This window comes from Microbacterium alcoholitolerans, assembly GCF_050408615.1.
GTDB lineage: Bacteria > Actinomycetota > Actinomycetes > Actinomycetales > Microbacteriaceae > Microbacterium.
Genome location: NZ_JBNTKD010000001.1, coordinates 2,838,892 through 2,861,403 on the forward strand (window position 1 = coordinate 2,838,892; position 22,512 = coordinate 2,861,403).

Below are 22,512 nucleotides of genomic sequence, written 5' to 3' on the forward strand. Positions count from 1 at the left end.
CCCGTGCGATGACCGTTCACCCGGCGACGCTCACAGCGCACAGCGCCGGCGCGAGCGGCCGTCACCTCGCAGGTGCTTGTCGGATGCCGCGGATAGGGTTGATGCCATGACCTCCGTCCAGGCCGCCCCGTTCCCGTGGTCGGATGTCTGGGGTCAGGAAGCCGCGGTGCAGACGCTGCGCCAGGCCTCCGCCGACCCGGCGTCGATGTCGCACGCCTGGCTGATCACCGGTCCTCCGGGATCAGGTCGCTCGACTCTGGCGTACGCGTTCGCTGCGGCCCTGATCGCCGACGGCCCGGATGACGAGGCGACCATGCGCCAGGTGCTCGCCGGCACGCATCCGGATGTCACGGCGCTGCGCACCGACAAGGTCATCATCACGATCAAAGAGGCGCGCGCGCTCGTGGAGCGCTCGTATTTCGCCCCCTCGGCCGGCCGCTACCGCGTGATCGTCGTCGAGGACGCCGATCGCATGGTCGAGCGCACCTCCAACGTGCTCCTCAAAGCCCTCGAAGAGCCGCCCGAGAAGACGGTCTGGCTGCTGTGCGCGCCGAGCGAGGCAGACCTGCTGCCCACGATCCGCTCCCGGGTGCGCGCCCTGCGACTGCGCGAACCCGACGTGGCCGATGTCGCGAGACTCATCTCGCTGCGCAGCGGCGTCGACGAGGCCACCGCCGAGCAGGCCGCCAGGCACGCACAGCGTCACATCGGCATGGCGCAGCGCCTCGCCGTCGACGAGCAGGCCCGCAGCCGCCGCGAGCAGAGCCTGCGCGCCGTGCTGGGGGTTCGCGGGGTCGGCACCGCAGTCGAGGTCGCTGGCCTCATCATCCAAGCCGCCACGGACGACGCGAAGGCTCTGACTGCGGAGCGCGATGCGGCCGAGCGCGCAGCCCTGCTGCGCACCGTCGGCATCGCAGAGGGGCAGGCCGTGCCGCCCGCCGTGCGCTCCCAGGTCTCGGCGCTCGAAGACGACCAGAAGAAGCGGGCGACGCGGAGTCTGCGCGACGGCATCGATCGGGTGCTCACGGATCTGCAGTCGATGTACCGCGACGTCGTCATGCTGCAGTACGGCCGCGGTGACCACCTCATCAACACCGAGCTGCGGGATGAGCTCGCCGCTCTCGCCGACGCGTGGCCCGTGCAGCGCACGATCCTCGTGCTCGACGCCATCGCCGACACCCGCGAGTCGCTCGAGCGCAACGTCGCTCCGCTGCTCGCCATCGAGAGCCTGCTCGTGACCATCTCCAGCGGAAGGACACCGTGAACCACCGAACCGAACCCCGCTGGCGAGCACCGCGCCTGCGCCGGCTGATCAGCATGGTCGCCGGCCTCGCGGTGGCATCCGTCGCACTGTCCGGATGCCTGTACTCGCAGATACCCGAAGAGCGGACCTCGACGACCCGCACGCCGGACACTGCGGGTGTCGCTCCCGAGCTGCTGCCGTACTACTCGCAGGAGGTCGACTGGCAGCCCTGCGGCGTGCGCTTCGACTGCACCGAGGTCACGGCCCCGCTCGACTGGGACAACCCCGGCGACGGCGAGATCTCGCTGGCGCTCGTGCGCCATCAGGCGACCGGCGAGTTCCAGGGCTCGCTGCTGATCAACCCGGGCGGTCCCGGCGGCAGCGGCTACGACTTCGTCGCCGACTCACTCGACTACGCCGTGGGCGCAGACATCATCGAGCGCTTCGACGTGATCGGCTTCGACCCGCGCGGCGTCGGACGCTCCACTGCGGTCGAGTGTCTCGACGGCGCTGCGATGGACGAGTACAACTACGGCGTCGTAGAGGGCGAACGCGGCAGCGCAGAGTGGGAGGACGCGCTCAACGCGCGCAACCAGGAGTACTCCGAGGCGTGCGAGGCGAACAGCGGTGGCATCCTGCCCTTCATCACCACCGTCAACTCCGCACGCGACATGGATCTGATCCGCGCCGTGCTGGGGGATGAGGTGCTGAACTACCTCGGCTACTCCTACGGCACCTTCCTCGGCGCCACCTACGCCAGGCTGTACCCCGAGCGCGCGCAGCGCCTCGTGCTCGACGGCGCCATCGACCCGTCGGTGCCCGGCCTGGAGGTCGGCGCGACGCAGGCAGGCGGGTTCGAGTCCGCCCTGCGCGCGTATCTGGAGGACTGCCTCGGCACCGCCGAATGCCCGTTCAGCGGATCGCTCGACGAAGCGCTCACGGACTTCCAGGCGCTGTTGGCGAGCATCGCGCGCTCGCCCGTTCCGAACGGCGACGGTCGGATGCTGACCGTCGACACAGCGGTCACCGGCACGATCACCGCGCTGTACAGCGCGGACAGCTGGCCGTACCTCACCCAGGGGATCACCGCCGTGCTGCAGGGCGATCCATCGGTGATGTTCGCGCTGGCCGACAGCTACAACAGTCGCGGGCCCGACGGCGAGTACATCGACAACTCGGCTGAGGCGTTCCGCGCGTACAACTGCATGGACTACCCGGTGGAGGACGACCCCGCCGCCGAGGAAGCGTCGATGAAGATCGTCGAGGACGTGGCTCCGACGTTCGCCCCGTACTGGGACGGACCGGATCCCTGCGAGACCTGGCCTTATCCGCCGGTCGGCACGCGCGATGAGATCGCGGCGTCCGGCTCCGGTCCGATCGTCGTCATCGGCACGACGAACGATCCGGCCACCCCGTACGCCTGGTCGGAGTCGCTCGCCGAGCAGCTCGAGAACGGCGTGCTCGTCACCCGCGTCGGCGAGGGCCACACCGGATACAACAAGGGCAACTCCTGCGTGGACGACGCGGTGGAGGGCTTCCTCATCGACGGCACCGTGCCGGAGGACGGGCTGCGCTGCGAGTGAGTACGTGAGCGGTGCGTCGCAGACTGCGGTGCACCCTCAGGCGCACATGCAATGAGTCAGACGAGCTCGATGAGGAGACACGCATGACACAGAGAAGGGGCACCGGGCGCCGCGAGGACCTCGTGCAGGCCGCGATGGCGATCGTCCGCGATTCCGGGTTCGGGGCCGCCTCGGCGAAGGCGGTGGCCGGCCGCGCCGGTATGAGCACCGCGGCGATGTCGGCCTATGCCGCGAATCTCGACGAACTGCTTGCGGAGGTGTTCCGTCGCTGCGCCGGGGTCGAGATGGCAGCCGTCGATCGAGCGATCGCCGGAACCCGATCCTCGGATGCCACCGGCCGGCTGATCGCGATGATCGACACCTTCGCCACCCGCGCGCTGCGCGCGGGTCGGCTGGCGTGGGCTCTGCTCGCCGAGCCGGTCAGCCGCGAGATCGAAGTGGAGCGCCAGGCGTATCGGCAAGGGTACGTGGACATACTCGCCGAGATCGTGGTGGACGGTGTGCGCGACGGCGAGTTCGCCCCGCAGGATCCCCGGATAACCGCCGCTGGAATCGTCGGCGCGATCAGCGTGGCCCTCATCGGCCCGCTCGTCCCGCTCACACTGGAGGACGACGATCCGGCTGCCGTCATCGCCGCGATCACGAGGTTCTGCCTGCGCGCGGTCGGCGCGCAGCCGGCATCCGAGACAGCATCCGATCCGGAGACCGGCACCGCATCCGACCTCGGGTGAGGCCTCGGTTTCGCGGCAGCGGCTTCGGCATAGTAGGATCGATGATCGTGCCGCGGTTCACCGCGCACGCCACCTTAGCTCAGTGGTAGAGCATCCCACTCGTAATGGGAAGGCCGTCAGTTCGATCCTGACAGGTGGCTCGAACAGGGGCCGGGATGCACAGCATCCCGGCCCCTTCTCCGTCTCTGCGGGAGGCCGCGATCAGATGATCGAGCGCCCCTCGGCCTTGGCCTTCTTCGCCTCCTTGACGAACGCGCGGACGATGACCGTGAGCGTACCCGCGACGATCACCGGCCACACGAGCACGTAGGCGGTCAGTGCGATGGTCGACATCTCCATGTCAGTTCCTCTCGTTCTCAGCGGACAGCGGCTTCTCGGCTTCGGTGAGCTGCACCAGCTCGGCGTTCAGCTCGCCGGTGTCGACCGAGTCGAAGTCGCCGGTGCGCTGCTTGATCACATCGAAGTCGAAGTCGGCCTTCTTGCTGGGCAGTGTGAGGGCGACGCAGACGATCGTCGACACCGCGTAGGCGATGAGCGAGCCCGACAGCACCGGGTAGGTGTGCAGGAAGCCGATCGCGAACGGAGCGGATGCCAGGGTCGCCACCGCTCCCACGATGAGCGCCACGCGCTTGCCGAAGAAGCCGAACGCCATCAATCCCAGCACCACGCCGATGCCGATCGTCGACAGCACATCCGAAACGATCCCGACCGGTCCGCTCAGGTCGATCCACTCGAAGCGCACCGGCAGGAACGCAGCCAGCGCGACGACAACCGACACCGAGAAGGCGAGGTTGGTGACACGGTTCCAGTAGAAGCTCGCGATCACTGGGAACACCAGCGCACCCCACAGGGCGCCGACGAACACCAGCAGATCGAGGATGTTGAACTGCGATCCTGCGAAGAACAGGCCCGCGACCATTGCGACGACCATCGTGATGCGGCCGATCAGCACCATCGTGCGCGGGTTCGCGTTCTTCTTGCCGGCGATGTTCTGACCGTAGATGTCGGCCATCACGATCGAGGACAGGGCGGTCAGATCGGCATCCGCCGTCGACGACAGCGAGCCGATGATCATGACGAAGAACACGCACAGCAGCAGCGGCGACAGGTACGTCGCGGCCATCTGCGGGATCAGGTTGTTCACATCGCCGCCGGTCGGGGTGATCCCCGCATAGAGGGCGATGACTCCCAGCATCCCGATGCCGATGATCGTCGCGCCGTACCCGAAGGTGGCGGTGATGAACGTCTTCTTGATCAGGTCCTCTCGCACGGCGAACAGGCGCTGCGCGATGGTCTGGTTTCCGATCGCGTAGGCCAGCACGGCGGCGATGTACGGCGCGCCCTGGTTGAAGAACGCGTCTGATGAGAAGAAGTCGCCCTGCTGCGGGGTGAGGTTCGACGCACCGGTCTCGAACAGGCTCGGGCCGCCCGCGGCGAAGAACACCACGGGGATGATCACGATCACCGCACCGAGCATCGCGCACACCTGCGCGAAGTCGGTGAGCACCGAGGCGCGGAAGCCGGACCACAGCGTGTACAGCAGCACGCCCGCGCCGATGGCGAGGATGCCCTGGCTGAACGTGAACGGAGAGAGCATCGAGATCAGCGCGCCACCGGCGATGAGGTTCGAGGTGAGGCTGATGATGCTGCCGAGCACGTTGGATCCGGCGAGCATCAGCTGGCTGGATCGACCGTGCCGGGCGAACATCACCTCGGCGATGGTGTGCGCCTTCGGCGCGACCTTGCGGATCCGCTTGCCGAAGGGGTAGATGAGCAGGATCATCAGCGCGCCCCACAGCCCGTAGTGGATCGGGCCGGAGATGCCGTAGGTGTAGCCGGAGGTGGCGGAGGCGTACATCGATGACGCCCAGATCCAGGTGGCGGTCATGGATGCCGCCGAGATGCCGAACCCGATCTTGCCGCCGCCGGTCATGTAGCCGTCGGCGTTCTCGGTGCGCTTGCGGATGCGCAGCGACATGTACAGGCTGCCGCCGAAGAACAGCAGCATGAGCAGGACCACGATCGGTCCGGAAAGCGATTGCAGGTTTTCCACGTTTTTCTCTCTTGTCGAAGGGGCCGGCAGTGAGGCCGGAGCACGGGGACGAGAGAGTGCTAACGGGAGGGGAGAGTGGCCTTGAGCGGGCCGGAGATGAGCGTGGGGTCAGAGGCGAGGGCAGGTGTTGCGCAGGCCGGCATACAGTTCCTATCGTCGGTGAGCACGCGCGCGGCATCACCCCTCGCCCAGCGAGGTGATTCGCGCATGCGCGAACGGCGCAGCCGTCCGTGCGGAAGCCGGAAGGAACACGGCGCTGCTCACGACGAGGCGCAGTCGTGGCGCGCCTGCAAGTGGGGCATCTGATGCCCCGAACGGGCGGGCGCTCGCGAACGGCGGCAGCGCAGCGAGCGTATCCGGCCCGCCTCTCCAACGTAGCAAGCCGGGCGGGCAAGTCAAATGCGCGCGGTCTCGGCGTACCCTCGAAGCATGACCAGGGCATTGCTGATCGTCGACGTGCAGAACGATTTCACCGAGGGCGGCGCGCTCGCCGTCGAGGGCGGGGATGCCGTGGCATCCGCCGTCTCCGACCTGCTGGCATCGCGCGCCGATGACTACGCCGTCATCATCGCGTCGCGGGACTGGCACGACGCGGAGGGCGACAACGGCGGGCACTTCGCCGACGCGCCCGACTACGTCGACTCGTGGCCGGCGCACTGCGTAGCGGACACGGCGGGCGCGGACTACGACCCGCTGCTGGTGACGGATGCCGTCACCCACCACGTCCGGAAGGGGCAGGGCGTCCCCGCCTACTCGATGTTCGAGGGCGTCGCCGAGGACGGCGCGAGTGTCGCCGAGGTGCTGGCGGCGCACGGGGTGACGGATGCCGACATCGTCGGCATCGCGACGGACCACTGCGTGCGGGCTTCGGCACTGGATGCCATCGAACACGGCGTCCATGTGCGCGTGCTCACCGACCTGACGGCCGGCGTCGGCGTCGAATCCAGCGAGGCGGCACTGGCCGAGCTCGCACACGCCGGCGCGGTGCTCGCCGTGAGCGCGGATGCCACGGACGGCGACTCGGCGTGAGCCGGCGCGACGTCAGTCAGGGGATGAGCCGGCGCTGCGCGCTGCTGCTTCGGGCGGTCAACGTGTCCGGCGCGAACCGGGTGCCGATGGCGGAGCTGCGCGAGCTGCTCAGCGAGCGCACGGCGTTGCGCTCGGTGTCGACGTACATCGCCAGCGGCAACATCATCTGCGAACCGGGCGAGGACCGTGAGGCCGTGTGCGCCGAGGTCCGCGGGCTGATCGCCGAGCGGTTCGACGTCGACACCCCGGTCATCCTGCGCACGCACGATGAGCTCGTCGCGGCGCTGGATGCGAATCCGTTCCCGGACGCACCGCTGGACAAGATGGTGCACGTGATGTTCCTCGAGAGTGAGGCCGTGCCGACGGCGATCGAGCAGCTGACCCCGCGGCTGCTTCCGGGGGAGCGGGTCGAGCTGATCGGGTGCGATCTCTGGATCGATTACGGCGACGGAGGGGTGGCGTCGACGAAGCTCACCAAGAGCGCTCTCGATCGCGCGCTCGGCACGGCCGGCACGGCGCGGAACCTCAATACGCTCCGCAGACTCGTCGAGCTGACCGCGTCGGCGTGACGACGGTGGACGCTCAGTCGTCGATGTCGATCGTGACCACGGTCAGGTCGGCGTTCAGCTCGATCTCGACGTCACGGCGGTCGTTCAGACGGAGCTCGACCTCGTAAGCCTTCGACGAGTCGTCATCCGTCGAGACGGAGTCGACGACACCGGCATCGCCGGCCTCGGCGGTCGCCGCGGACTGGGCGGCGGCGATGATGTCGCCGAGCTTCGTCAGATCGAGCGCGGGATCGCTGCTGTCGTCGTCGTCATCGCGGTGCTCTCGGATCGTGCCGTCCACGCCGACGAAGACGTCGTACTCGGTGCCGTCGGCGAGGAGCACGTCGATGTCGTAGCCGCCGCGCTCGACCTCGATGGAGGTCACGCCGGTGCCATCGACATGTGCGATCGCCTGCTCGGCGGCATCGCGCATGGCCGACGCGTCCGAGGCGGCGAATGCGGAGCCCGTGGTCGCCACGGCGCGATCGTCGTCGCCGCGTCGGTCATCGTCCTCGGGTCGGTCATCGTCGGACGTGCTGTCGTCATCCGTCGAGCCGGCAACCGCACCCGAGACCGCGCTGCTGGCGGCGCGATCGTCGTCATCGTCGGCGGCCGAGGCGATGGCATAGGCGCCGCCGCCCATCGCGACCAGCGCGACTGCGGCACCGAGGCCGATCAGCAGATTGCGTCGGTGTCGCGGTCGGGGGGACTTCGCGTCGATAGGAGCGCTCGCCGCGGTGTCTTCTGGCAGGGGCTGGGTGTTCTCGTCGGTGTTCATGCTTCCACTCTGCGACGAGGGCGGTGAAGCCCTCCTGAAGAGTCCTGAACGCCTCTTCAGGATGCGATCACTGCGCGCTCGTCGCCGGCAGCGTCAGAGTGAACATCGCACCGCCGGCGGCGCCTTCGCCGACCACGAGCGTGCCGCCATGGGCCAGCGCGATCTCGCGGGCGATCGCCAGACCGAGACCGCTGCCGCCGGCATCGCGCGCTCGCGCCTCATCGAGCCGGGCGAAGCGATCGAAGACGTGCTCGCGCTGCTCGGCGGGGATGCCCGGGCCGTCGTCCTCGACCTGCAGGAGCACCCGGCCTTGGCGCTCGAACACCCTGATCGTCACCAGGCTGCGCGCATGGCGCGCCGCGTTGTCCACGAGATTGCGCAGCGCGCGCGACAGCAGCTGCTCGCTGCCGAGAACCCGTCCGGGGCCGATGCCGCGGCCGTCCGTCTGCACACCCATCCCGCGCAGGCGCTGCGCCTCAGCCAGGGCCAGGTCATCGAGGTCCGTGGGAGCCATGGCGCCAGCACGACCCTCGTCCAGCCGCGCGAGCACCAGCAGCCCCTCCACGAGATCCTGCATCCGCGCGCCCTCGTCGAGCACCACCCTGCTGAGCCCGTCGAGCGAACTCGCCTCCGGGTGGGCGTGCGCGAGCTCAGCGTGCTGCCGGATGGTGGCCAGGGGAGAGCGCAGCTCGTGCGAGGCGTCGCTGACGAAGCGCCGCTGGGTCGTCTGGGACTGCTCGATGCGATCCAGCATCCGATTCATCGTCCGCGCGAGCGCGCCGAGCTCGTCTTCGCGCTCGGCATCCACGCGTCGATCGAGGCCCGTGGCGTCGATCGCGTCGACCTGCCTGCGCAACCGCTCGACGGGAGCGAGGGCACGGCTGGAGACGACCCAGAGCACGATGCCGACGAGGGCGAGCACGAGCGGAACGGCGATCGCGAGAACGACGCCCGTCGCGCCGACGGCCTCGTCAACTCCGGCCAGCGAGCGCGCGACGGTCACGGTGCCGCGGTCGCTGTCGGTGCTCGCCGCCAGATGCGCTTCGCCGTCGATGTCGATGTGGGCCGTCGTGTCCTCCGGAACGGCCGGCAGTGCCCTGGCATCCGAATCATTGACGCCTTCACGGACGTCGTCGTCGTCATCATCCGCGTCGCCACCCCCGTGCACGCGCACCAGCAGATCGTCGTCGATGGCGTCCAGGTTCAGGTCGTCGTCATCGAGCTGCGCGGATATCGTGTCGAGATCCTGCTGCAGCGCCCCTGCGACCGCGTCGGTGAGCGACACCCTCACGAGCTGGACGGCGACGATCGCGCCGAGAATGAGTGCGATCGTCACGACGACCAGCGCGCCCAGCGTGAGCCGGGCGCGGATCGATCGCAGCGGGGATGCCATCATCATCCGCCCGTGCCGGAGAGCCGGTAGCCGGCGCCGCGCACCGTCTGAATCGCCTCGCGACCGAACGGGCGGTCGATCTTCGAGCGCAGATGCCCGATGTAGACCTCGACGATGTTGGCGTCGCCTTCGAAATCGGCACCCCACACGTTCGCGATGATCTCGGGCTTGGTGACCACCTCGCCGCGGCGGCGCAGCAGGAAGTCGAGCACGGTGATCTCGCGTGCGGTCAGCGATATCTCCTCGTCGCCGCGGAACACGCGTCGCGCCGCCGGATCGAGGCGCAGGTCTCCTGCCTCGAGCACGGCGGGGCGCTCGCGGGCGCCGCGGCGCACCAGGGCGCGCAGCCGCGCCACGAGCACAGGGTACGAGAACGGCTTGGTGAGCCAGTCGTCACCGCCGGTGTCGAGACCCTCGACCTCGTCCCATTCGCCGTCCTTCGCGGTGAGGAACAGCACCGGCGTCCAATCGCCCTCGGCGCGCAGCGCCTGGCACACGCGGTAGCCGCTCATGCCGGGCATCATCACATCCAGCACGATCGCGTCGTAGTCGCCGTCGCGTGCCAGGTCCAGGCCCGCGAGGCCGTCGTGCGCCACCTCGACGACCATGCCCTCCGCCTCGAGCCCGCGTCGGATGCCGTCGGCGAGCCGCACCTCGTCATCGACCAGCAGTATCCGCATCCTCACAGTCTGTCGGCTGGATGCTGAAGCGCAACTGAAGCCATAGCCTGGAGCGGTGTCCGATCGCTCGCTGTCGCTGCCTGCGAGCATCGCGGTGCCCGTCGACGACGAGCTGGTGATCAGGAAGTCGCGGTTCATCACGCACGTGGCGCCGGTCACCTCGCCGGAGCACGCCGACGAGGTCATCGCCGAGATCAAGAAGCGGTTCTGGGATGCCAGGCACAACTGCAGTGCCCAGGTGACCGGGCTGCACGGCGACCGCGCTCGCTCATCGGATGACGGCGAGCCTTCCGGCACCGCGGGGATGCCGATGCTCGAGGTGCTGCGGCGCAGGAACCTCACCGACGTCGTGGCGGTCGTCACCCGCTACTTCGGCGGCATCAAGCTCGGCGCCGGCGGGCTCGTGCGCGCGTACTCGTCGGCAGTGTCGGATGCCCTCGACCGAGCGGCGCTGGTGGATCGGATGCCACTGGCGCAGGCGACCGTCGCCGTCTCGCACGCCGAGGCCGGCCGCTTCGGCAACCTGCTGCGCGCCTGGGTGGCCGATCATGGCGCGGTGCTGGGGGACGCTTCGTACGCGGCGGATGCGACGTTCGAGGTATGGGCACCGGCCTCGGCGCTGCCTGCACTCGCCGCCGAGGTCGCCGCGGCGTCGGGCGGCGCCGTGGCGCTGGCGCGCAGCGGCACCGAGCGCGTCATCGACGTGCCGCGCTGAGGAAGCAGCGGTCGGCATCACCCGCCGGAGCCTGCCGGGCGAGCGCGTCGCCTGTTCGAGCGTCCTGCGACTTCCGTGCTCTGGGGCACCGGAGGCAGGCTCGTGCTGTCGTGAAGGTCGACCCGCCGGGTGCCGCAGGCCGCGCAGTGGACGTACACGACGACGCCCGCGGACGTGCGATGCGAGGACTCGGTGACCCAGCCGTGCTCGTGCAGCGGCACGCGGTTCGGGATCCTGATGGGCAAGGTGTGTGATGCGGTCATGCCTCCACGATGATGTAATGGCCTTATGCATCTCAACCCTTACGGCGAGTACGCTGTTCTGCTGGCGGCTTCCCTCGCCAATGACTGGCCGCAAGACCGTGATGGCATCGAGCAGCGCACCCGCGATTTCGGCATGACCATGACGTTCGACTCGGCATCCGACGACCATGCCCGCACCCGTGCCGTCCTTGATGGCTGGCTGGCGGTCGTGGATGCCGCCGACGACGCCGCGCGGGCCGCTGCGCTGAACGCGCAGATGGCGGCAGCGGCCGCCTACCCGCAGTTGACGGATCACGACGGGGAGGGGTGGCATCTGCACTACCGCGACGCAGGCCGTTCGCTTCCGGAGGTGCTCGAGGCGGTCTTCAGTGTCGGCACTGCACTTCATCTGACCGAGCGGGGGATGCACCGGCTCGGACGTTGCGCTGCCTCACCCTGCGCGAAGGTGTTCGTGGATGTGACGCGCAACGGTCGCCAGCGCTACTGCTCGGTGCGCTGCTCCAACCGCGATGCGGTGCGGAGGCACCGAGCGCGTGGCGGGGAGCCGAATGTCGGTTTTGAGCCCTGAGAACCGACATCTGGCTCCCGGCCGTCCTGACGCGCGGTCTGCTCAGCCGTGCAGGGCCGCGAGCACAGCATCCGAGAACGGTGGCCAGGCCTCGACGGCCCACGGCCCGAAGTCGCGGTCGGCGACCGCGACGCAGGCGACGCCGGCCTGTGGGTCCACCCACAGGAACGTCCCTGACTGCCCGAAATGCCCGAAGGTCGCCGGGGAGTTGGCGCTGCCCGTCCAGTGCGGGCTCTTGCCGTCGCGCAGCTCGAAGCCGAGCCCCCAGTCGTTCGGACGCTGCGTGCCGTAGCCCGGAAGCACCCCGTCCAGACCGGGGAACGCGACCGTCGTCGCCTCGGTGAGCGTCTGTGCGGCGAGCAGCGTCGGTCGCTGCAGTTCCGCAGCGAAGCGGGAGAGATCGCCGACGGATGCCACTGCACCGGCACCCGCCGAGCCGTCCAGCCGGGAGTCCGTCATGCCGAGCGGCGCGAACACCGCCTCGGAGAGGTAGGTTCCGAACGGGATCTCGGCACGGGCGGCGAGGGTGTCGGCGAGCACATCGAACCCGCGGTTCGAGTAGATCCGCCGCGTGCCGGGCGCGGCGCGCACCTTGTCTTCGGAGAAGTCCAGCCCGGACGTGTGGGCGAGCAGGTGCCGCACCGTCGAACCCTCGGGCCCTGCCGGATCATCGAGGTCGAAGACGCCCTCCTCGACGGCGATGAGCGCGGCGTAGGCTGTCAGCGGCTTCGTCACCGAAGCGAGCCGATACGGCTGCTCGAGATCGCCGTGCGAGGCGAGCACCCTGCCGTCGGCGGCGATCACGGCGGCCGCGGCGTTCTCTGCCGGCCAGTCCTCGATGCGGGTCAGTACGTCGTCGAGAGCACTCATGCACTCGATCCTCCCACGTCGTGGCGCGAGTCGGCCGTGCATCCGAGTCAAGCGCTGGAGGCTGTGGTTTAGACTCGGACGCGGTGCCGGCGACACACGCGCCGGCATCTGCCCCCGTAGCTCAGAGGCAGAGCAACGGACTTTTAATCCGTGGGTCGGGATGTCGGAATTCCCCGGGGGCACTTCTGATCCTCAGCACGAGAACGTGCCCGCCGACGAATCGACGGGCACGCTCCCCGGGAAACGAGGCTCCCCTCCCGCTCGCCCCGTTCACTGGCCCGTGCGGCGTCCCCACGCCGCACGGCCGGTCACTCACTCGGCCGGGGGCATCAGCACCGAGTCGATCAGGTAGACCGTCGCGTTGGCGGTCTGCACGCCACCGCAGATGACGTTCGCATCGTTGACCATCCACTCCTCGCCAGAGCCGGTCACCTCGACGTCAGCGCCCTGCACCGTGGTGTGCATGCCTTCGATGTCGGCGGGAGCGATCTGACCGGGGACCACGTGGTACGTGAGGATCGAGCTCAGCGTGTCGGCGTCCGTCTTCAGCGCCTCGATGGTTGCGGGGTCGATCTTCGCGAAGGCGTCGTCGACGGGGGCGAACACGGTGAACTCATCGCCGTTGAGCGTGTCGACGAGGTTCACATCGGGGTTCAGCTGGCCGCTGACGGCGGACACGAGCGTCGTGAGCAGCGGGTTGTTGGATGCTGCGACGGCGACGGGGTCCTGCGACATGCCCTGGATCGAGCCGTCGCCGTCCGGCACCTGCTCGGCATAGGCCTCGCATCCGGGACCGACGAGGTTCGCGGCCGGATCCATCATCTCGGGGGCCGCCTCCGAGCTCTCGACGGGCTTCGGCTCGCTCGACGGCTCCTGGGTCTCACCGCCGCCCATCGAACATCCGGCCAGAACGAGTACGCCGGCGAAGCCGAGCGAGACAGCTGCGGTGAACTTCTTCTTGGTGCTGAGCATTTCAACCTCCGGGGATTCGGTGCCGCGGTGATCCCGCGGCGTTGGAGGTTGTTCGGAGGCGCCTCGGAATCGGATGGGATCGGAGCGCAAGAAAGTTCCAGAGCCGCCGACCCCCAATCCGATCCGGGGCCAGATCCGAAGAACGAGGGACGGAAGGCGGATCATGGATCTGATCATCATCGGGCTGCTCGGCGGTCTCATCACAGGCATCTCACCGTGCATCCTGCCGGTGCTCCCCGTCATCTTCTTGACGGGTGGAGCGCAGTCCGCGAGATACGACGACGAGGTCACTCCGGCTCGTCGCAGCCGCCCCTACCTGGTGATCGCGGGACTCATGCTCAGCTTCAGCCTGGTCACCCTCGTCGGGTCGCTGATCCTCGGGCTGCTCAACCTGCCGCAGGACGTGATCCGCTGGGTCGGCATCGCGGTGCTCGTGCTGCTCGGCATCGCGCTCATCATCCCTCGCCTGGAGCAGCTCCTCGAGAAGCCGTTCCAGTGGATCCCGCGCAAAGAGGTGGCCAACCGCGGTGGAGGCTTCGGCGTCGGGCTCGCGCTCGGCGCCGTCTTCGTGCCGTGCGCCGGCCCGGTCCTGGCGGCGATCATCGTCGCGGGATCCACCGGTCGGATCGGCATCGACACCGTGCTGCTCACCGTGTCGTTCGCCATCGGGGTCGCTGTGCCGCTGCTCTTCTTCGCCCTCGCCGGGCGAGGCCTCGTCGAGCGCATCCGCGCCTTCCGCACGAGGGAACGCGCGCTGCGCATCACCGCTGGCGTCGCGATGATCGCGCTCGCCGTCGGACTGGTGTTCAACGTTCCGCAGATGCTGCAGCGACTGCTGCCGGACTACACCGCCGGCCTTCAGCAGGATCTCGCGGAGCGTCAGGGAGACGCGCTCGATCTGGGCGGACTCGTCACGGACGAGAACCGTGAGCTGGGCAACTGCACGAACGGGGCCACCGTGCTGGAGGAATGCGGAACCGCCCCGGCCATCCGCGGCATCGAGGCGTGGCTGAACACTCCCGGCGGTGCGGCCGTCGATCTGGACGAGCTGCGCGGCGAGGTCGTGCTGATCGACTTCTGGGCGTACTCGTGCATCAACTGCCAGCGCTCCATTCCGCACGTCGTCGCTTGGGACGACACGTATCGCGATGCGGGGCTGTGCGTCATCGGCATCCACTCGCCGGAGTACTCCTTCGAGAAGGAGGTCGGCAACGTCCGCGCGGGAGCCGAGGACTTCGGCATCGAGTACCCGGTGGCCCTCGACAACAGCCTCTCCACCTGGACGGCGTATCGGAACCGGTACTGGCCCGCGCACTACCTGATCGATGCGAACGGCACGGTCCGGCACATCAGTTTCGGCGAGGGCAATTACGCGGCGACCGAGAAGATGATCCGAGAGCTGCTGCAGGACGCCGATCCCGGCGTGTCGCTGCCTGACGCCACCGAGGTGACCGACACGACGCCGGAGGCAGGCTCGACGACGCGCGAGACGTTCCTCGGCTGGTCGAAGGAGGTCAACTACGGGGGAGCGGGCGACTACGGAGCGGGCCGCGAGGAATTCGAGTTCCCCGAGCCGATGCCGGAAGGCTCGTTCGCGCTGGATGGCCGATGGAAGGTCGAGACACAGTACGTCACCCCGGCGGGTGACGAGAGCGCCGGCATCCGACTGTCCTATCGGGCATCCGAGGTGCGGGTCGTGCTCGCCGGATCCGGCGAGATCGTCGCCCGTCTCGATGACGGCACGAGCACGACGATCCGAGTGGACGGCACGCCGCGCTCGCACCCGCTCGTCGAGGACGCCGCCCACGACGGCACCCTGACGCTCGAACTCACACCGGGAGTCCGCGCGTATTCGTTCACCTTCGGGTGACGGAGTGGCGTCCGGGGGCGACGGGAAGGAATGCGGCATGCTTGTCGAGATGGTCATCGACGGTGAGTATGTGCGGGAGGACGGTCCCGCCGGCGACCGCGCCACCGCGCTGCTCCTGCGCGTCGCGGACGGTGACCAGACGGCGTTCGCCGAACTGTACGACCTGCTGTCGTCGCGGGTCTTCGCGCTGATCCTGAGAGTGGTCACCAACCGCTCGCTGAGCGAAGAGGTGCTTCAGGAGGTCTTCCTCGAGGTCTGGCAATCCGCTCAGCGGTTCGCTCCGAACAAAGGGCATGGCAGGTCGTGGATCCTGACGATCGCACACCGCCGGGCCGTCGACCGAGTGCGGGCGACGCAGTCCAGCAGTGACCGCGACGTGCGGGTGGGGATCCGGGACAGCGCAGCCGCGCGGGATGTGGTGTCGGAGACAGTCGAATCGCGACTCGACGGGGAACGGGTCGTCACCGCGCTGGCAGGGCTGCCGGAGGCTCAGCAGGAAGCGCTGATCCTCGCGTACTACGGCGGTTACAGTCAGAGCGAGATCTCCGCACTGATCGGCGTCCCGCTGGGGACGGTCAAGACGAGAATGAGGGATGGGATGTCACGGCTGCGTGGCGAACTGGGGGTGTCGACATGAACGAGCAGGAGTTCTCCGAACTCGCTGCCGGGCACGCCCTGCACGCGCTGTCGGATGCTGACGAACAGAGGTTCCAGGCGGCTCTGGTCGCCCACCCCGAGTGGCAGCACCTCGTGGACGCCGACGAGCAGACGGCAGCGGCGCTCGCCGATTCCGTGCCGCCGGTCGCGCCGCCCGCCGGCCTGCGCGATGCGCTGCTGGCGCAGATCGCTGCTGCGTCGCAGGGCGTGCCATCGGCGCAGGATGCTGCCCTGCAGACGACCGACGCGGTCGGCTCACCGAGTGGTGGCGCTGTCGCTGCAGACGCAGCCGCCGGTGGCCGCCGGTGGAGTCGGATGCTGTTCGCGCTCGCCGCATGCCTGGTGCTGCTGGTGGGAGCCGGGATCGGGACGGCCGTGGTCGTCTCGCAGCTGCAGCGCCCGCAGTCCGTCGTCGCGCTGGAGCAGATCCAGGACGCGGGCGACGCGCGCCAGCAGAGCGTCGAACTGGCATCCGGCGGCACGGTCACCGCGCACTGGTCGGATGAGCTCGGAAAGGCCGTTCTCGTGACCACCGGCCTCGACGACCCGGGCCAGGGCGAGACCTATGAGCTGTGGCTGGTGCGCGGCGAAGTGCCCATCGCCGCCGGTGTCTTCGACCCCGCGGACGGCGAGGCCACTGCCCTGCTCGCGGAGCCGATGCGCCCTGGCGACGCGATCGCCGTGACGGTCGAGCAGGCCGGCGGATCCCCGTCGGGTGCGCCCACGAGCGACCCGATTCTGGTGATTCCCACGGCGTGACCCCGGTGGCGCCGGTGCGGCGTAGCCTGGAGGGATGCCCGAGCAGTTCCACCGCCCCGTCCGCCGGCCCCCGTCCGCCTTCGACAACCTGGTCGCCCGTGCGGACCCCGCCGAGCAGTCCAGGGTGGCGCACGCGACGGCATCCGCTCTGCTCGAGCGCGCCCGCACCGACGAGTCGGGCGCGGTGACCGAGCGACTGATCGGCTTCGCCGCCGAGCACGGCATCGACGAGATCGCCGAGCTGTGGTCGCACGCACCGGCACGATCGCTGCCGGGGGCGCTGTGGCGGCTGTATCTGCTGCAGGTCGCGATACGGTCGGATGCCGCGCTGACCGCACTGCTCTACGAGCGCGGTCGCGTCGAGCTTCGATCGGCGGATGCCGTGGTCGCAGGCGCCCCGGCGCCTGCGAACCCGGACGAACTCGTGCAGTTGGTGGATGCGATCCTGCGCGGCGTGTTCCGCGGTGATTTCGCCATCGCGCTGGAGCGCGCCGCAGCGTACTGCCGGGTGCAGGCATCCGGTGCCACGCACCTGGCCGATGACTACGAGCGCAGCGAGACCGACCGGGCCAGCGAGCTCACGCGGCGCGCACTGCGCCTGACGACGTACGCGGAGGATCTGACCGCCGCCGCCGGAGCGTGGCGCCGCGGCAACCTCGTGTGACCCCCGATCTCAGGGCACGAGAAATCTCTCGGGCATGAAAAAAGCCGGACCGCAAGAACGCCTCTCGGCGGAGGGCCGCTCGGAGCGGCAAATATTGGAGCCCGGGGTTATGCGGCCCGGCCATTCAAGTGTAACGCGTCACCGCCGGAGGTATTCCCGGCCGCTCTATGCTGTGGACATGCCCCAGCGCTTCGCCCTGATGATCGCTCCCGCTGATGCGGCGGATGCCCGCGACGACTTCTCGGAGTCGTTCACGCCGATCGATGTCACCGCTCCTGCGCTCAGCGTCGGCGAGCTCAGCACGCAGCGCGGCGATGGCGTCTTCGAGTCGATCGGCGTCATCGACGGTCATCCGAACGAGGTGGAGGCGCACGTGCAGCGGCTGGCCCATTCCGCGCGGCTGTGCGACCTTCCGGCGCCGAATCTCGAGCAGTGGCGGCAGGCGGTGGCTGCCGCGGCTGCGCATGCCCCGCAGGGCGAGTCGGTCATCAAGCTGATTCTCAGCCGTGGGGTCGAACACGGTCCGACCCCGACTGCCTGGGCGACCGCATCCACCGCCCCGGACTACTCGGCTGTGCGGCATGACGGCGTGCGCGTGGTGACCCTCGACCGCGGGTACGATCTCGGTGCGGGGGAGCGGGCGCCGTGGCTGCTGCTCGGTGCCAAGACGCTGTCGTACGCGGTGAACATGGCGGCCCTCCGCGAGGCTCGCCGGCGCGGCGCGGATGACGCGGTGTTCATCACGCGTGACGGCTATGTGCTCGAGGCGCCGACCGCGTCTTTGATCATCCGGTCGGGTGACGAATTCCTGACGACTGCGCCATCCGCTGGAATCCTGCACGGCACGACCCAGCTGAGCGTCTTCGAGCACCTGGAGTCTCGCGGCCTGCGCACGGGATACGCGACGCTCTCGGCGACCGACCTGGTGAAGGCGGATGCCGCGTGGCTGGTCTCGAGCATCCGGCTCGCCGTGGCGATCACGGCCGTGGACGGCGCGCCACTGGCATCCGACCCCGACTTCACCGCCGAGTTGAACACCTTCCTGCTCTCGCCACGCTGAGTGGGCATTTCTCCCCATCCGCGTGGTCGGGAGCGGGCATGGCCGGCTCATAGGATCGAGTCATGAGCACATTCTGGAGACGCGCCATCGCGACCACGACCATCGCTCTCGTCGCGGGCATGGGCCTCACGGCCTGCGGCGCGGGGGGAACCGAGAACAGCACGACCGAGCCGAAGGGCAGCGGCTCGCAGAGCCAGACCGAGACTGTGCCCGAGACCTCGGGCGTCATGACGGCAGACGACTTCGCGCAGCGCATCAACGACGCGCAGTTCGAGGCCGGCTCCGCGCACTTCGTGCAGACCGTCGAGGCAGCCGGGCAGAAGATGGAGTCGACCGGCGACATGGTCATGGACGAGGACCCCTCCAAGGTCCGCATGTCGATGGCGATGACCGGGGGCATGGAGCTGCGTCTCGTCGACGGCGAGATGTACCTGAACATGGGAGAGCTGACCGGCAACAAGTTCTTCCAGCCCTCGAGTGAGGACGGCAACCCGATCGCCGAGCAGCTGAACTCGTCGCTCGAGCAGGCGAACCTGGGCAAGCAGCTCGAGACGTTCAAGGCCGCGCTGAAGGACTTCAAGTCCGAGGAGGGCGCCGAGACGATCGACGGCGTCGAGACGACCAAGTACACCCTGACGCTCGACACCGAGACGCTCTTCGCAGAGCAGGGCACCGAGATCCCGGCCGACGCCGGCATCGGCGACACCCTCGATTACGTGATCTTCGTCGGCTCCGACGACCTGCCGCGCCGCATGGTCATGGACGTCGCCGGCAGCGCGGTGACGATGGAGTTCAGCAAGTGGGGCGAGGCCGTGACGGTCGAGGCTCCGCCCGCCGACCAGATCACCGACGAGATGCCCGGTATGTGACATCCACCCCGGCCCCGGTCCGTTTCGGCTGGCCGGGGCCTTCTCCTGCCTCGGGTCATGTGCTCGGGTCGTGTGCGGAGCCGGTCGTGTGCCGGATTACTGACCAAGAGTCGTCAGCGCCGCGTGTCGGGGCGGCGCCACGCCGTGAGCGCCTGCGCACGTCAGTGATCCGGCACGAAGGATCGGTGCACGGCCGACCTCCGCAGGATCGCAGCCACCACCGTGGGCCAGTCGTGCACGATCATCGCGTAGTCGAAGCGCAGCGTCTCGTACCCGAGAGCGGCGGCCCGTGCCTCTCGCACCAGATCCTTGTGACGCTTGGACATCTGCGGCCTCGATGGATCGACTTCCTGGTCGTCGTGGTTCTGCTTGCCGTCCGCTTCGATGATCAGGAACTTGCCGATGACCATGTCGACCTCCCCGACGCCGTCGATCAACACCTGCGTGCGCACGTGGATCCCCAGCTTGTGCAGTCGGAGCCGGATCAGCGACTCCAGGCCGCTGTCGGCGTCGCTGCGCGCGAAGCCGAGGAGCCATCGCAGCGGGCCTGGCACGCGCGCTGCCAGCCAGTGCACGTCACCGAATCGCAGCTTGGACGTGCGCAGCGCGGATTCCAGCGCGCAGAAGAAGGTCTCCTCCTCGGCGCACATCGCGATCTGAAGGAGCACGTTTCGAACCGGCGGCAGCTCACCGAGTGCGCTCTCACCGTCATCCCAGTGCAGGCGCTGTTCGCACTCCGGGCGTTCACAGGGTCGCGGATTGCCGGCGTGCCCGAACCAGAGATGCGGATCGTCGACGTCTTCGAGGATCCACAGTCCCAGCATCCGACCTGCGGTGACGCAGCACGGGACGCCGCCGTGCTCAGCGGCGTGGACCCACGAATCGTCGGCATGAATCGAGGCGTACACGCCGCGACGCACCCTGCGGATCTCACCGACCTCCGCCGCACGGGCGATCTCGCGACGCGTCACACCGCGCGCACGCAGATCGCCCGCACGGGCGATCGGACCGATCTGGGCGAGTGCTGTCGAGGCGAGCAGGAATGTCATCCGACCGAGCATCCGACACTGAGCGCCCGTGGAAGCGTACGATGCCGGTGACGGTGGACAACTCGGCTCGATCCCGAATTGTGCAGGACATGTCGCCGTGCCGGATCACTGATGAGCTGCTGCTCTTGCGGCGCGTCGGACAGGCGACACGCCGTGCGGGGCGAGGGACGTCAGTAATCCGGCACGAGACGGCGGCGGCACGAGACGGCGGCGGCACGAGACGGCCACGCGGCGCGCCGGGGCGCCGGATGGGGCTCAGCCGAAGCGGCCGGAGACGTAGTCCTCGGTGGCCTGCACGCTCGGGGTGGTGAAGATCGTCGAGGTCTCGTCGAATTCGATGAGCTTGCCTGGCTTGCCGGTGCCCGCGATGTTGAAGAACGCGGTCTTGTCGGAAACGCGGCTCGCCTGCTGCATGTTGTGCGTGACGATGACGACCGTGTAGTCGTTCTTCAGCTCGCCGATCAGCTCCTCGATCGCATACGTCGATATCGGGTCCAGGGCCGAGCAGGGCTCATCCATCAGGATCACCTCGGGCTCCACGGCGATCGCACGGGCGATGCACAGACGCTGCTGCTGCCCGCCGGACAGGCCCGAACCCGGCTTGTCGAGGCGGTCCTTGACCTCGTTCCAGAGGTTGGCGCCGCGCAGCGAGCTCTCGACCAGGGCATCCTGGTCACTCTTCGACATCTTGCCGTTGTTCAGCTTCACGCCCGCGAGCACGTTCTCCTTGATGGACATCGTGGGGAACGGGTTGGGGCGCTGGAACACCATGCCGACCTGGCGGCGCACGAGCACCGGGTCGACGCCCGGCGCATAGAGGTCCTTGCCGTCCAGCAGCACTTCACCCTCGACACGCGCACCGGGGATGACCTCGTGCATGCGGTTCAGTGTGCGCAGGAAGGTGGACTTGCCGCAGCCGGACGGGCCGATGAATGCGGTGACGCTGCGCGGCTGGATCTCGAGTGAGACGCCTTCGACGGCGAGGAAGTCACTGTAGTAGACGTTGAGGTCGTTGACTTCGATGCTCTTGGACATGTCGGGTTCCTTCGGGTCGGATGCGGCTCAGCGGCCGGCGGTCTTCGGTGCGAACCACTTGGCGATCAGGCGCGCGAGCAGGTTCAGCAGCATGACGATGAGGATCAGGGTGAGCGCGGCGGCCCACGCGCGCGCGATGGATGCGTCCGCGTTGGTGCCCTGATTCATGTAGGAGTTGTAGGCGAACACGGGCAGAGTCATCATCTGGCCGCTGAACAGATTGGTGTTCAGGCTGGCGGTGAACCCTGCTGTCAGCAGCAGCGGTGCGGTCTCGCCGATGACGCGTGCGATCGCGAGCATGACCGAGGTCGTGATTCCGGCGATCGAGGTCGGAAGCACGACCTTGAGGATCGTCAGCCACTTCGGGACGCCGAGGGCATAGGCCGCCTCGCGGAGCTCGTTGGGGACGATCCGCAGCAGCTCCTCGCTGCCGCGCACCACGACGGGGACCATCAGCACAGCCAGCGCGAGCGAGCCCATGAAGCCCATCGAGATGCCGGGGCGGACGAACATCGCGAACACCGAGTAGATGAACAGACCCGCGACGATCGACGGGATGCCCGTCATCACGTCCACGAAGAAGGTGATGCCCTTGGCGATCCGCCCGCGACCGTACTCGACGAGGTAGATGGAGGTCATGAGCCCGACCGGGACGGCGATCAGCGCGGCCATCATGGTGATCAGCACGGTGCCCCAGATGGCGTGCACGATTCCGCCGCCGTCGCCCACCACGTTGCGCATCGAGAACGTGAAGAACTCGGCGTCGAAGCGTGCGATGCCGTTGACGATGACGGTCCACAGCAGAGAGATCAAGGGCAGCAGCGCGATCGTGAACGCGGTGGCGACCAGTGCGGTCATCAGCCGGTCGACGGCCTTGCGGCGGCTCTCTGCGATGGAGGACACCACGGTGATCAGCACCATGTACAGCAGGACGCCGATGATGACGGCGCCGGCGACGTTGAAGTCGGCGAGGTCCTCGCCGAACGATGCGACGCCGAAGACGGCGAAGGAGACCGCGAGGGATGCCCCGAGCAGAGCCCACGGCGCCCAGCGGGCCAGTCTTCCCGCGGTGAGGGCGGTGGAGGCGGGAGCGGTGGTGGGGGCTTCGGTGAGCGTGGTCATG

24 protein-coding genes and 2 tRNA genes are annotated in these 22,512 nt (G+C 68.6%); 15 read left to right on the forward strand and 11 right to left on the reverse strand.

Annotation, left to right across the window (positions count from 1 at the left end; translation table 11 throughout):
- Positions 1 to 106: 106 nt before the first annotated feature.
- The 4 genes from ACQUSX_RS13740 to ACQUSX_RS13755 all read left to right on the forward strand — a co-directional run bounded on the left by ACQUSX_RS13740 (position 107) and on the right by ACQUSX_RS13755 (position 3,697).
- Positions 107 to 1,264 carry a DNA polymerase III subunit delta' gene (locus tag ACQUSX_RS13740; RefSeq protein WP_428907466.1) on the forward strand — a complete coding sequence of 386 codons (1,158 nt, stop codon included), beginning with the start codon at positions 107 to 109 and terminating at the stop codon, positions 1,262 to 1,264.
- A gap of 53 nt (positions 1,265 to 1,317) precedes the next feature.
- Complete coding sequence (locus ACQUSX_RS13745; protein ID WP_428907645.1) at positions 1,318 to 2,826, forward strand: alpha/beta hydrolase; 1,509 nt, start codon at positions 1,318 to 1,320, stop codon at positions 2,824 to 2,826.
- An 83-nt stretch (positions 2,827 to 2,909) separates the two neighbouring features.
- Positions 2,910 to 3,557: a TetR/AcrR family transcriptional regulator gene (locus ACQUSX_RS13750; RefSeq protein WP_428907467.1), complete on the forward strand. Its 648-nt coding sequence runs from the start codon at positions 2,910 to 2,912 to the stop codon at positions 3,555 to 3,557.
- 68 nt (positions 3,558 to 3,625) lie between these two features.
- Positions 3,626 to 3,697: transfer RNA gene (locus tag ACQUSX_RS13755), tRNA-Thr, on the forward strand.
- 61 nt (positions 3,698 to 3,758) lie between these two features.
- On the opposite strand, the gene ACQUSX_RS13760 is transcribed toward ACQUSX_RS13755, so the two are convergent.
- Positions 3,759 to 3,896: a putative transporter small subunit gene (locus ACQUSX_RS13760; protein WP_428907468.1), complete on the reverse strand. Its 138-nt coding sequence runs from the start codon at positions 3,894 to 3,896 to the stop codon at positions 3,759 to 3,761.
- A gap of 1 nt (position 3,897) precedes the next feature.
- Positions 3,898 to 5,565 carry a sodium:solute symporter family protein gene (locus tag ACQUSX_RS13765; protein WP_428907646.1) on the reverse strand — a complete coding sequence of 556 codons (1,668 nt, stop codon included), beginning with the start codon at positions 5,563 to 5,565 and terminating at the stop codon, positions 3,898 to 3,900.
- Between the two features lie 474 nt (positions 5,566 to 6,039).
- Between ACQUSX_RS13765 and ACQUSX_RS13770 the strand changes: the two genes are divergently transcribed.
- Positions 6,040 to 6,639 (forward strand): isochorismatase family protein, encoded by a 600-nt coding sequence (locus ACQUSX_RS13770; protein ID WP_428907469.1) that lies wholly within the window; start codon positions 6,040 to 6,042, stop codon positions 6,637 to 6,639.
- On the forward strand, positions 6,636 to 7,208 hold the full coding sequence (locus ACQUSX_RS13775; protein WP_428907470.1) for a DUF1697 domain-containing protein: 573 nt from the start codon (positions 6,636 to 6,638) through the stop codon (positions 7,206 to 7,208). Before ACQUSX_RS13770 ends, ACQUSX_RS13775 begins: the two co-directional genes overlap by 4 nt.
- 13 nt (positions 7,209 to 7,221) lie before the next feature.
- Here ACQUSX_RS13775 and ACQUSX_RS13780 read toward each other — a convergent pair whose 3' ends face one another.
- From ACQUSX_RS13780 to ACQUSX_RS13790, 3 genes are all read right to left on the reverse strand, one after another.
- The gene (locus tag ACQUSX_RS13780) at positions 7,222 to 7,965 is read right to left on the reverse strand and encodes a PepSY domain-containing protein (protein WP_428907471.1); all 744 of its coding nucleotides are present in this window, start codon (positions 7,963 to 7,965) and stop codon (positions 7,222 to 7,224) included.
- 67 nt (positions 7,966 to 8,032) lie between these two features.
- Positions 8,033 to 9,358 carry a sensor histidine kinase gene (locus tag ACQUSX_RS13785; protein ID WP_428907472.1) on the reverse strand — a complete coding sequence of 442 codons (1,326 nt, stop codon included), beginning with the start codon at positions 9,356 to 9,358 and terminating at the stop codon, positions 8,033 to 8,035.
- A 2-nt stretch (positions 9,359 to 9,360) separates the two neighbouring features.
- On the reverse strand, positions 9,361 to 10,038 hold the full coding sequence (locus ACQUSX_RS13790) for a response regulator transcription factor (protein WP_428907473.1): 678 nt from the start codon (positions 10,036 to 10,038) through the stop codon (positions 9,361 to 9,363).
- Positions 10,039 to 10,093: 55 nt separating this feature from the next.
- On the opposite strand from ACQUSX_RS13790, the gene ACQUSX_RS13795 reads away from it, so the two are divergent.
- The gene (locus ACQUSX_RS13795) at positions 10,094 to 10,753 is read left to right on the forward strand and encodes an IMPACT family protein (protein WP_428907474.1); all 660 of its coding nucleotides are present in this window, start codon (positions 10,094 to 10,096) and stop codon (positions 10,751 to 10,753) included.
- Between the two features lie 17 nt (positions 10,754 to 10,770).
- Here the strand turns inward: ACQUSX_RS13795 and ACQUSX_RS13800 are convergent, their stop codons facing one another.
- Positions 10,771 to 11,016, reverse strand: a complete 246-nt coding sequence (locus ACQUSX_RS13800) for a hypothetical protein (RefSeq protein WP_428907475.1) — start codon at positions 11,014 to 11,016, stop codon at positions 10,771 to 10,773.
- 25 nt (positions 11,017 to 11,041) lie between these two features.
- Between ACQUSX_RS13800 and ACQUSX_RS13805 the strand changes: the two genes are divergently transcribed.
- Positions 11,042 to 11,584: a CGNR zinc finger domain-containing protein gene (locus ACQUSX_RS13805; RefSeq protein ID WP_428907476.1), complete on the forward strand. Its 543-nt coding sequence runs from the start codon at positions 11,042 to 11,044 to the stop codon at positions 11,582 to 11,584.
- A 42-nt stretch (positions 11,585 to 11,626) separates the two neighbouring features.
- Here the strand turns inward: ACQUSX_RS13805 and ACQUSX_RS13810 are convergent, their stop codons facing one another.
- Positions 11,627 to 12,454 carry a serine hydrolase domain-containing protein gene (locus ACQUSX_RS13810; protein WP_428907477.1) on the reverse strand — a complete coding sequence of 276 codons (828 nt, stop codon included), beginning with the start codon at positions 12,452 to 12,454 and terminating at the stop codon, positions 11,627 to 11,629.
- Positions 12,455 to 12,564: 110 nt separating this feature from the next.
- Here ACQUSX_RS13810 and ACQUSX_RS13815 point away from each other — a divergent pair.
- A tRNA-Lys gene (locus ACQUSX_RS13815) sits at positions 12,565 to 12,636 on the forward strand.
- Positions 12,637 to 12,766: 130 nt separating this feature from the next.
- On the opposite strand, the gene ACQUSX_RS13820 is transcribed toward ACQUSX_RS13815, so the two are convergent.
- Entirely contained in the window at positions 12,767 to 13,426 is a 660-nt protein-coding gene (locus ACQUSX_RS13820; RefSeq protein ID WP_428907478.1) for a fasciclin domain-containing protein, read from the reverse strand.
- A 163-nt stretch (positions 13,427 to 13,589) separates the two neighbouring features.
- On the opposite strand from ACQUSX_RS13820, the gene ACQUSX_RS13825 reads away from it, so the two are divergent.
- The 6 genes from ACQUSX_RS13825 to ACQUSX_RS13850 all read left to right on the forward strand — a co-directional run bounded on the left by ACQUSX_RS13825 (position 13,590) and on the right by ACQUSX_RS13850 (position 19,305).
- Positions 13,590 to 15,296 carry a cytochrome c biogenesis protein CcdA gene (locus tag ACQUSX_RS13825; protein WP_428907479.1) on the forward strand — a complete coding sequence of 569 codons (1,707 nt, stop codon included), beginning with the start codon at positions 13,590 to 13,592 and terminating at the stop codon, positions 15,294 to 15,296.
- A gap of 37 nt (positions 15,297 to 15,333) precedes the next feature.
- Positions 15,334 to 15,933, forward strand: a complete 600-nt coding sequence (gene sigK, locus ACQUSX_RS13830) for an ECF RNA polymerase sigma factor SigK (RefSeq protein ID WP_428907480.1) — start codon at positions 15,334 to 15,336, stop codon at positions 15,931 to 15,933.
- Entirely contained in the window at positions 15,930 to 16,712 is a 783-nt protein-coding gene (locus ACQUSX_RS13835) for an anti-sigma factor (protein ID WP_428907481.1), read from the forward strand. Before sigK ends, ACQUSX_RS13835 begins: the two co-directional genes overlap by 4 nt.
- Positions 16,713 to 16,746: 34 nt before the next feature.
- A complete protein-coding gene (locus ACQUSX_RS13840) occupies positions 16,747 to 17,376 on the forward strand; it encodes a DNA-directed RNA polymerase subunit beta (RefSeq protein ID WP_428907482.1) in 630 nt (209 codons plus the stop codon).
- 178 nt (positions 17,377 to 17,554) lie between these two features.
- Positions 17,555 to 18,436, forward strand: a complete 882-nt coding sequence (locus ACQUSX_RS13845) for an aminotransferase class IV (protein ID WP_428907483.1) — start codon at positions 17,555 to 17,557, stop codon at positions 18,434 to 18,436.
- 62 nt (positions 18,437 to 18,498) lie between these two features.
- Positions 18,499 to 19,305 (forward strand): SCO4651 family lipoprotein, encoded by an 807-nt coding sequence (locus ACQUSX_RS13850; RefSeq protein ID WP_428907484.1) that lies wholly within the window; start codon positions 18,499 to 18,501, stop codon positions 19,303 to 19,305.
- Between the two features lie 161 nt (positions 19,306 to 19,466).
- Here ACQUSX_RS13850 and ACQUSX_RS13855 read toward each other — a convergent pair whose 3' ends face one another.
- The 3 genes from ACQUSX_RS13855 to pstA form a co-directional block, all read right to left on the reverse strand.
- Positions 19,467 to 20,354 carry a type IV toxin-antitoxin system AbiEi family antitoxin domain-containing protein gene (locus tag ACQUSX_RS13855; protein WP_428907485.1) on the reverse strand — a complete coding sequence of 296 codons (888 nt, stop codon included), beginning with the start codon at positions 20,352 to 20,354 and terminating at the stop codon, positions 19,467 to 19,469.
- Between the two features lie 255 nt (positions 20,355 to 20,609).
- Positions 20,610 to 21,389 carry a phosphate ABC transporter ATP-binding protein PstB gene (gene pstB, locus ACQUSX_RS13860; protein ID WP_428907486.1) on the reverse strand — a complete coding sequence of 260 codons (780 nt, stop codon included), beginning with the start codon at positions 21,387 to 21,389 and terminating at the stop codon, positions 20,610 to 20,612.
- Between the two features lie 27 nt (positions 21,390 to 21,416).
- On the reverse strand, positions 21,417 to 22,511 hold the full coding sequence (gene pstA / locus ACQUSX_RS13865; RefSeq protein WP_428907487.1) for a phosphate ABC transporter permease PstA: 1,095 nt from the start codon (positions 22,509 to 22,511) through the stop codon (positions 21,417 to 21,419).
- Position 22,512 lies beyond the last annotated feature (1 nt).

Excerpts from the sequence above, each read along its gene's own strand:
- ACQUSX_RS13765 (WP_428907646.1), bottom strand. The coding sequence starts at position 5,565 with ATGCTGCTGTTCTTCGGCGGCAGCCTGTACATGTCGCTGCGCATCCGC.
- pstA (WP_428907487.1), bottom strand. The coding sequence starts at position 22,511 with ATGACCACGCTCACCGAAGCCCCCACCACCGCTCCCGCCTCCACCGCC.
- ACQUSX_RS13840 (WP_428907482.1), top strand. The coding sequence starts at position 16,747 with ATGCCCGAGCAGTTCCACCGCCCCGTCCGCCGGCCCCCGTCCGCCTTC.
- ACQUSX_RS13810 (WP_428907477.1), bottom strand. The coding sequence starts at position 12,454 with ATGAGTGCTCTCGACGACGTACTGACCCGCATCGAGGACTGGCCGGCA.
- pstB (WP_428907486.1), bottom strand. The coding sequence starts at position 21,389 with ATGTCCAAGAGCATCGAAGTCAACGACCTCAACGTCTACTACAGTGAC.
- ACQUSX_RS13740 (WP_428907466.1), top strand. The coding sequence starts at position 107 with ATGACCTCCGTCCAGGCCGCCCCGTTCCCGTGGTCGGATGTCTGGGGT.
- ACQUSX_RS13835 (WP_428907481.1), top strand. The coding sequence starts at position 15,930 with ATGAACGAGCAGGAGTTCTCCGAACTCGCTGCCGGGCACGCCCTGCAC.
- ACQUSX_RS13770 (WP_428907469.1), top strand. The coding sequence starts at position 6,040 with ATGACCAGGGCATTGCTGATCGTCGACGTGCAGAACGATTTCACCGAG.
- ACQUSX_RS13790 (WP_428907473.1), bottom strand. The coding sequence starts at position 10,038 with ATGCGGATACTGCTGGTCGATGACGAGGTGCGGCTCGCCGACGGCATC.
- ACQUSX_RS13805 (WP_428907476.1), top strand. The coding sequence starts at position 11,042 with ATGCATCTCAACCCTTACGGCGAGTACGCTGTTCTGCTGGCGGCTTCC.
- ACQUSX_RS13785 (WP_428907472.1), bottom strand. The coding sequence starts at position 9,358 with ATGGCATCCCCGCTGCGATCGATCCGCGCCCGGCTCACGCTGGGCGCG.
- sigK (WP_428907480.1), top strand. The coding sequence starts at position 15,334 with ATGCTTGTCGAGATGGTCATCGACGGTGAGTATGTGCGGGAGGACGGT.
- ACQUSX_RS13850 (WP_428907484.1), top strand. The coding sequence starts at position 18,499 with ATGAGCACATTCTGGAGACGCGCCATCGCGACCACGACCATCGCTCTC.
- ACQUSX_RS13760 (WP_428907468.1), bottom strand. The coding sequence starts at position 3,896 with ATGGAGATGTCGACCATCGCACTGACCGCCTACGTGCTCGTGTGGCCG.
- ACQUSX_RS13780 (WP_428907471.1), bottom strand. The coding sequence starts at position 7,965 with ATGAACACCGACGAGAACACCCAGCCCCTGCCAGAAGACACCGCGGCG.
- ACQUSX_RS13745 (WP_428907645.1), top strand. The coding sequence starts at position 1,318 with ATGGTCGCCGGCCTCGCGGTGGCATCCGTCGCACTGTCCGGATGCCTG.
- ACQUSX_RS13825 (WP_428907479.1), top strand. The coding sequence starts at position 13,590 with ATGGATCTGATCATCATCGGGCTGCTCGGCGGTCTCATCACAGGCATC.
- ACQUSX_RS13855 (WP_428907485.1), bottom strand. The coding sequence starts at position 20,354 with ATGACATTCCTGCTCGCCTCGACAGCACTCGCCCAGATCGGTCCGATC.
- ACQUSX_RS13845 (WP_428907483.1), top strand. The coding sequence starts at position 17,555 with ATGCCCCAGCGCTTCGCCCTGATGATCGCTCCCGCTGATGCGGCGGAT.
- ACQUSX_RS13750 (WP_428907467.1), top strand. The coding sequence starts at position 2,910 with ATGACACAGAGAAGGGGCACCGGGCGCCGCGAGGACCTCGTGCAGGCC.
- ACQUSX_RS13800 (WP_428907475.1), bottom strand. The coding sequence starts at position 11,016 with ATGACCGCATCACACACCTTGCCCATCAGGATCCCGAACCGCGTGCCG.
- ACQUSX_RS13820 (WP_428907478.1), bottom strand. The coding sequence starts at position 13,426 with ATGCTCAGCACCAAGAAGAAGTTCACCGCAGCTGTCTCGCTCGGCTTC.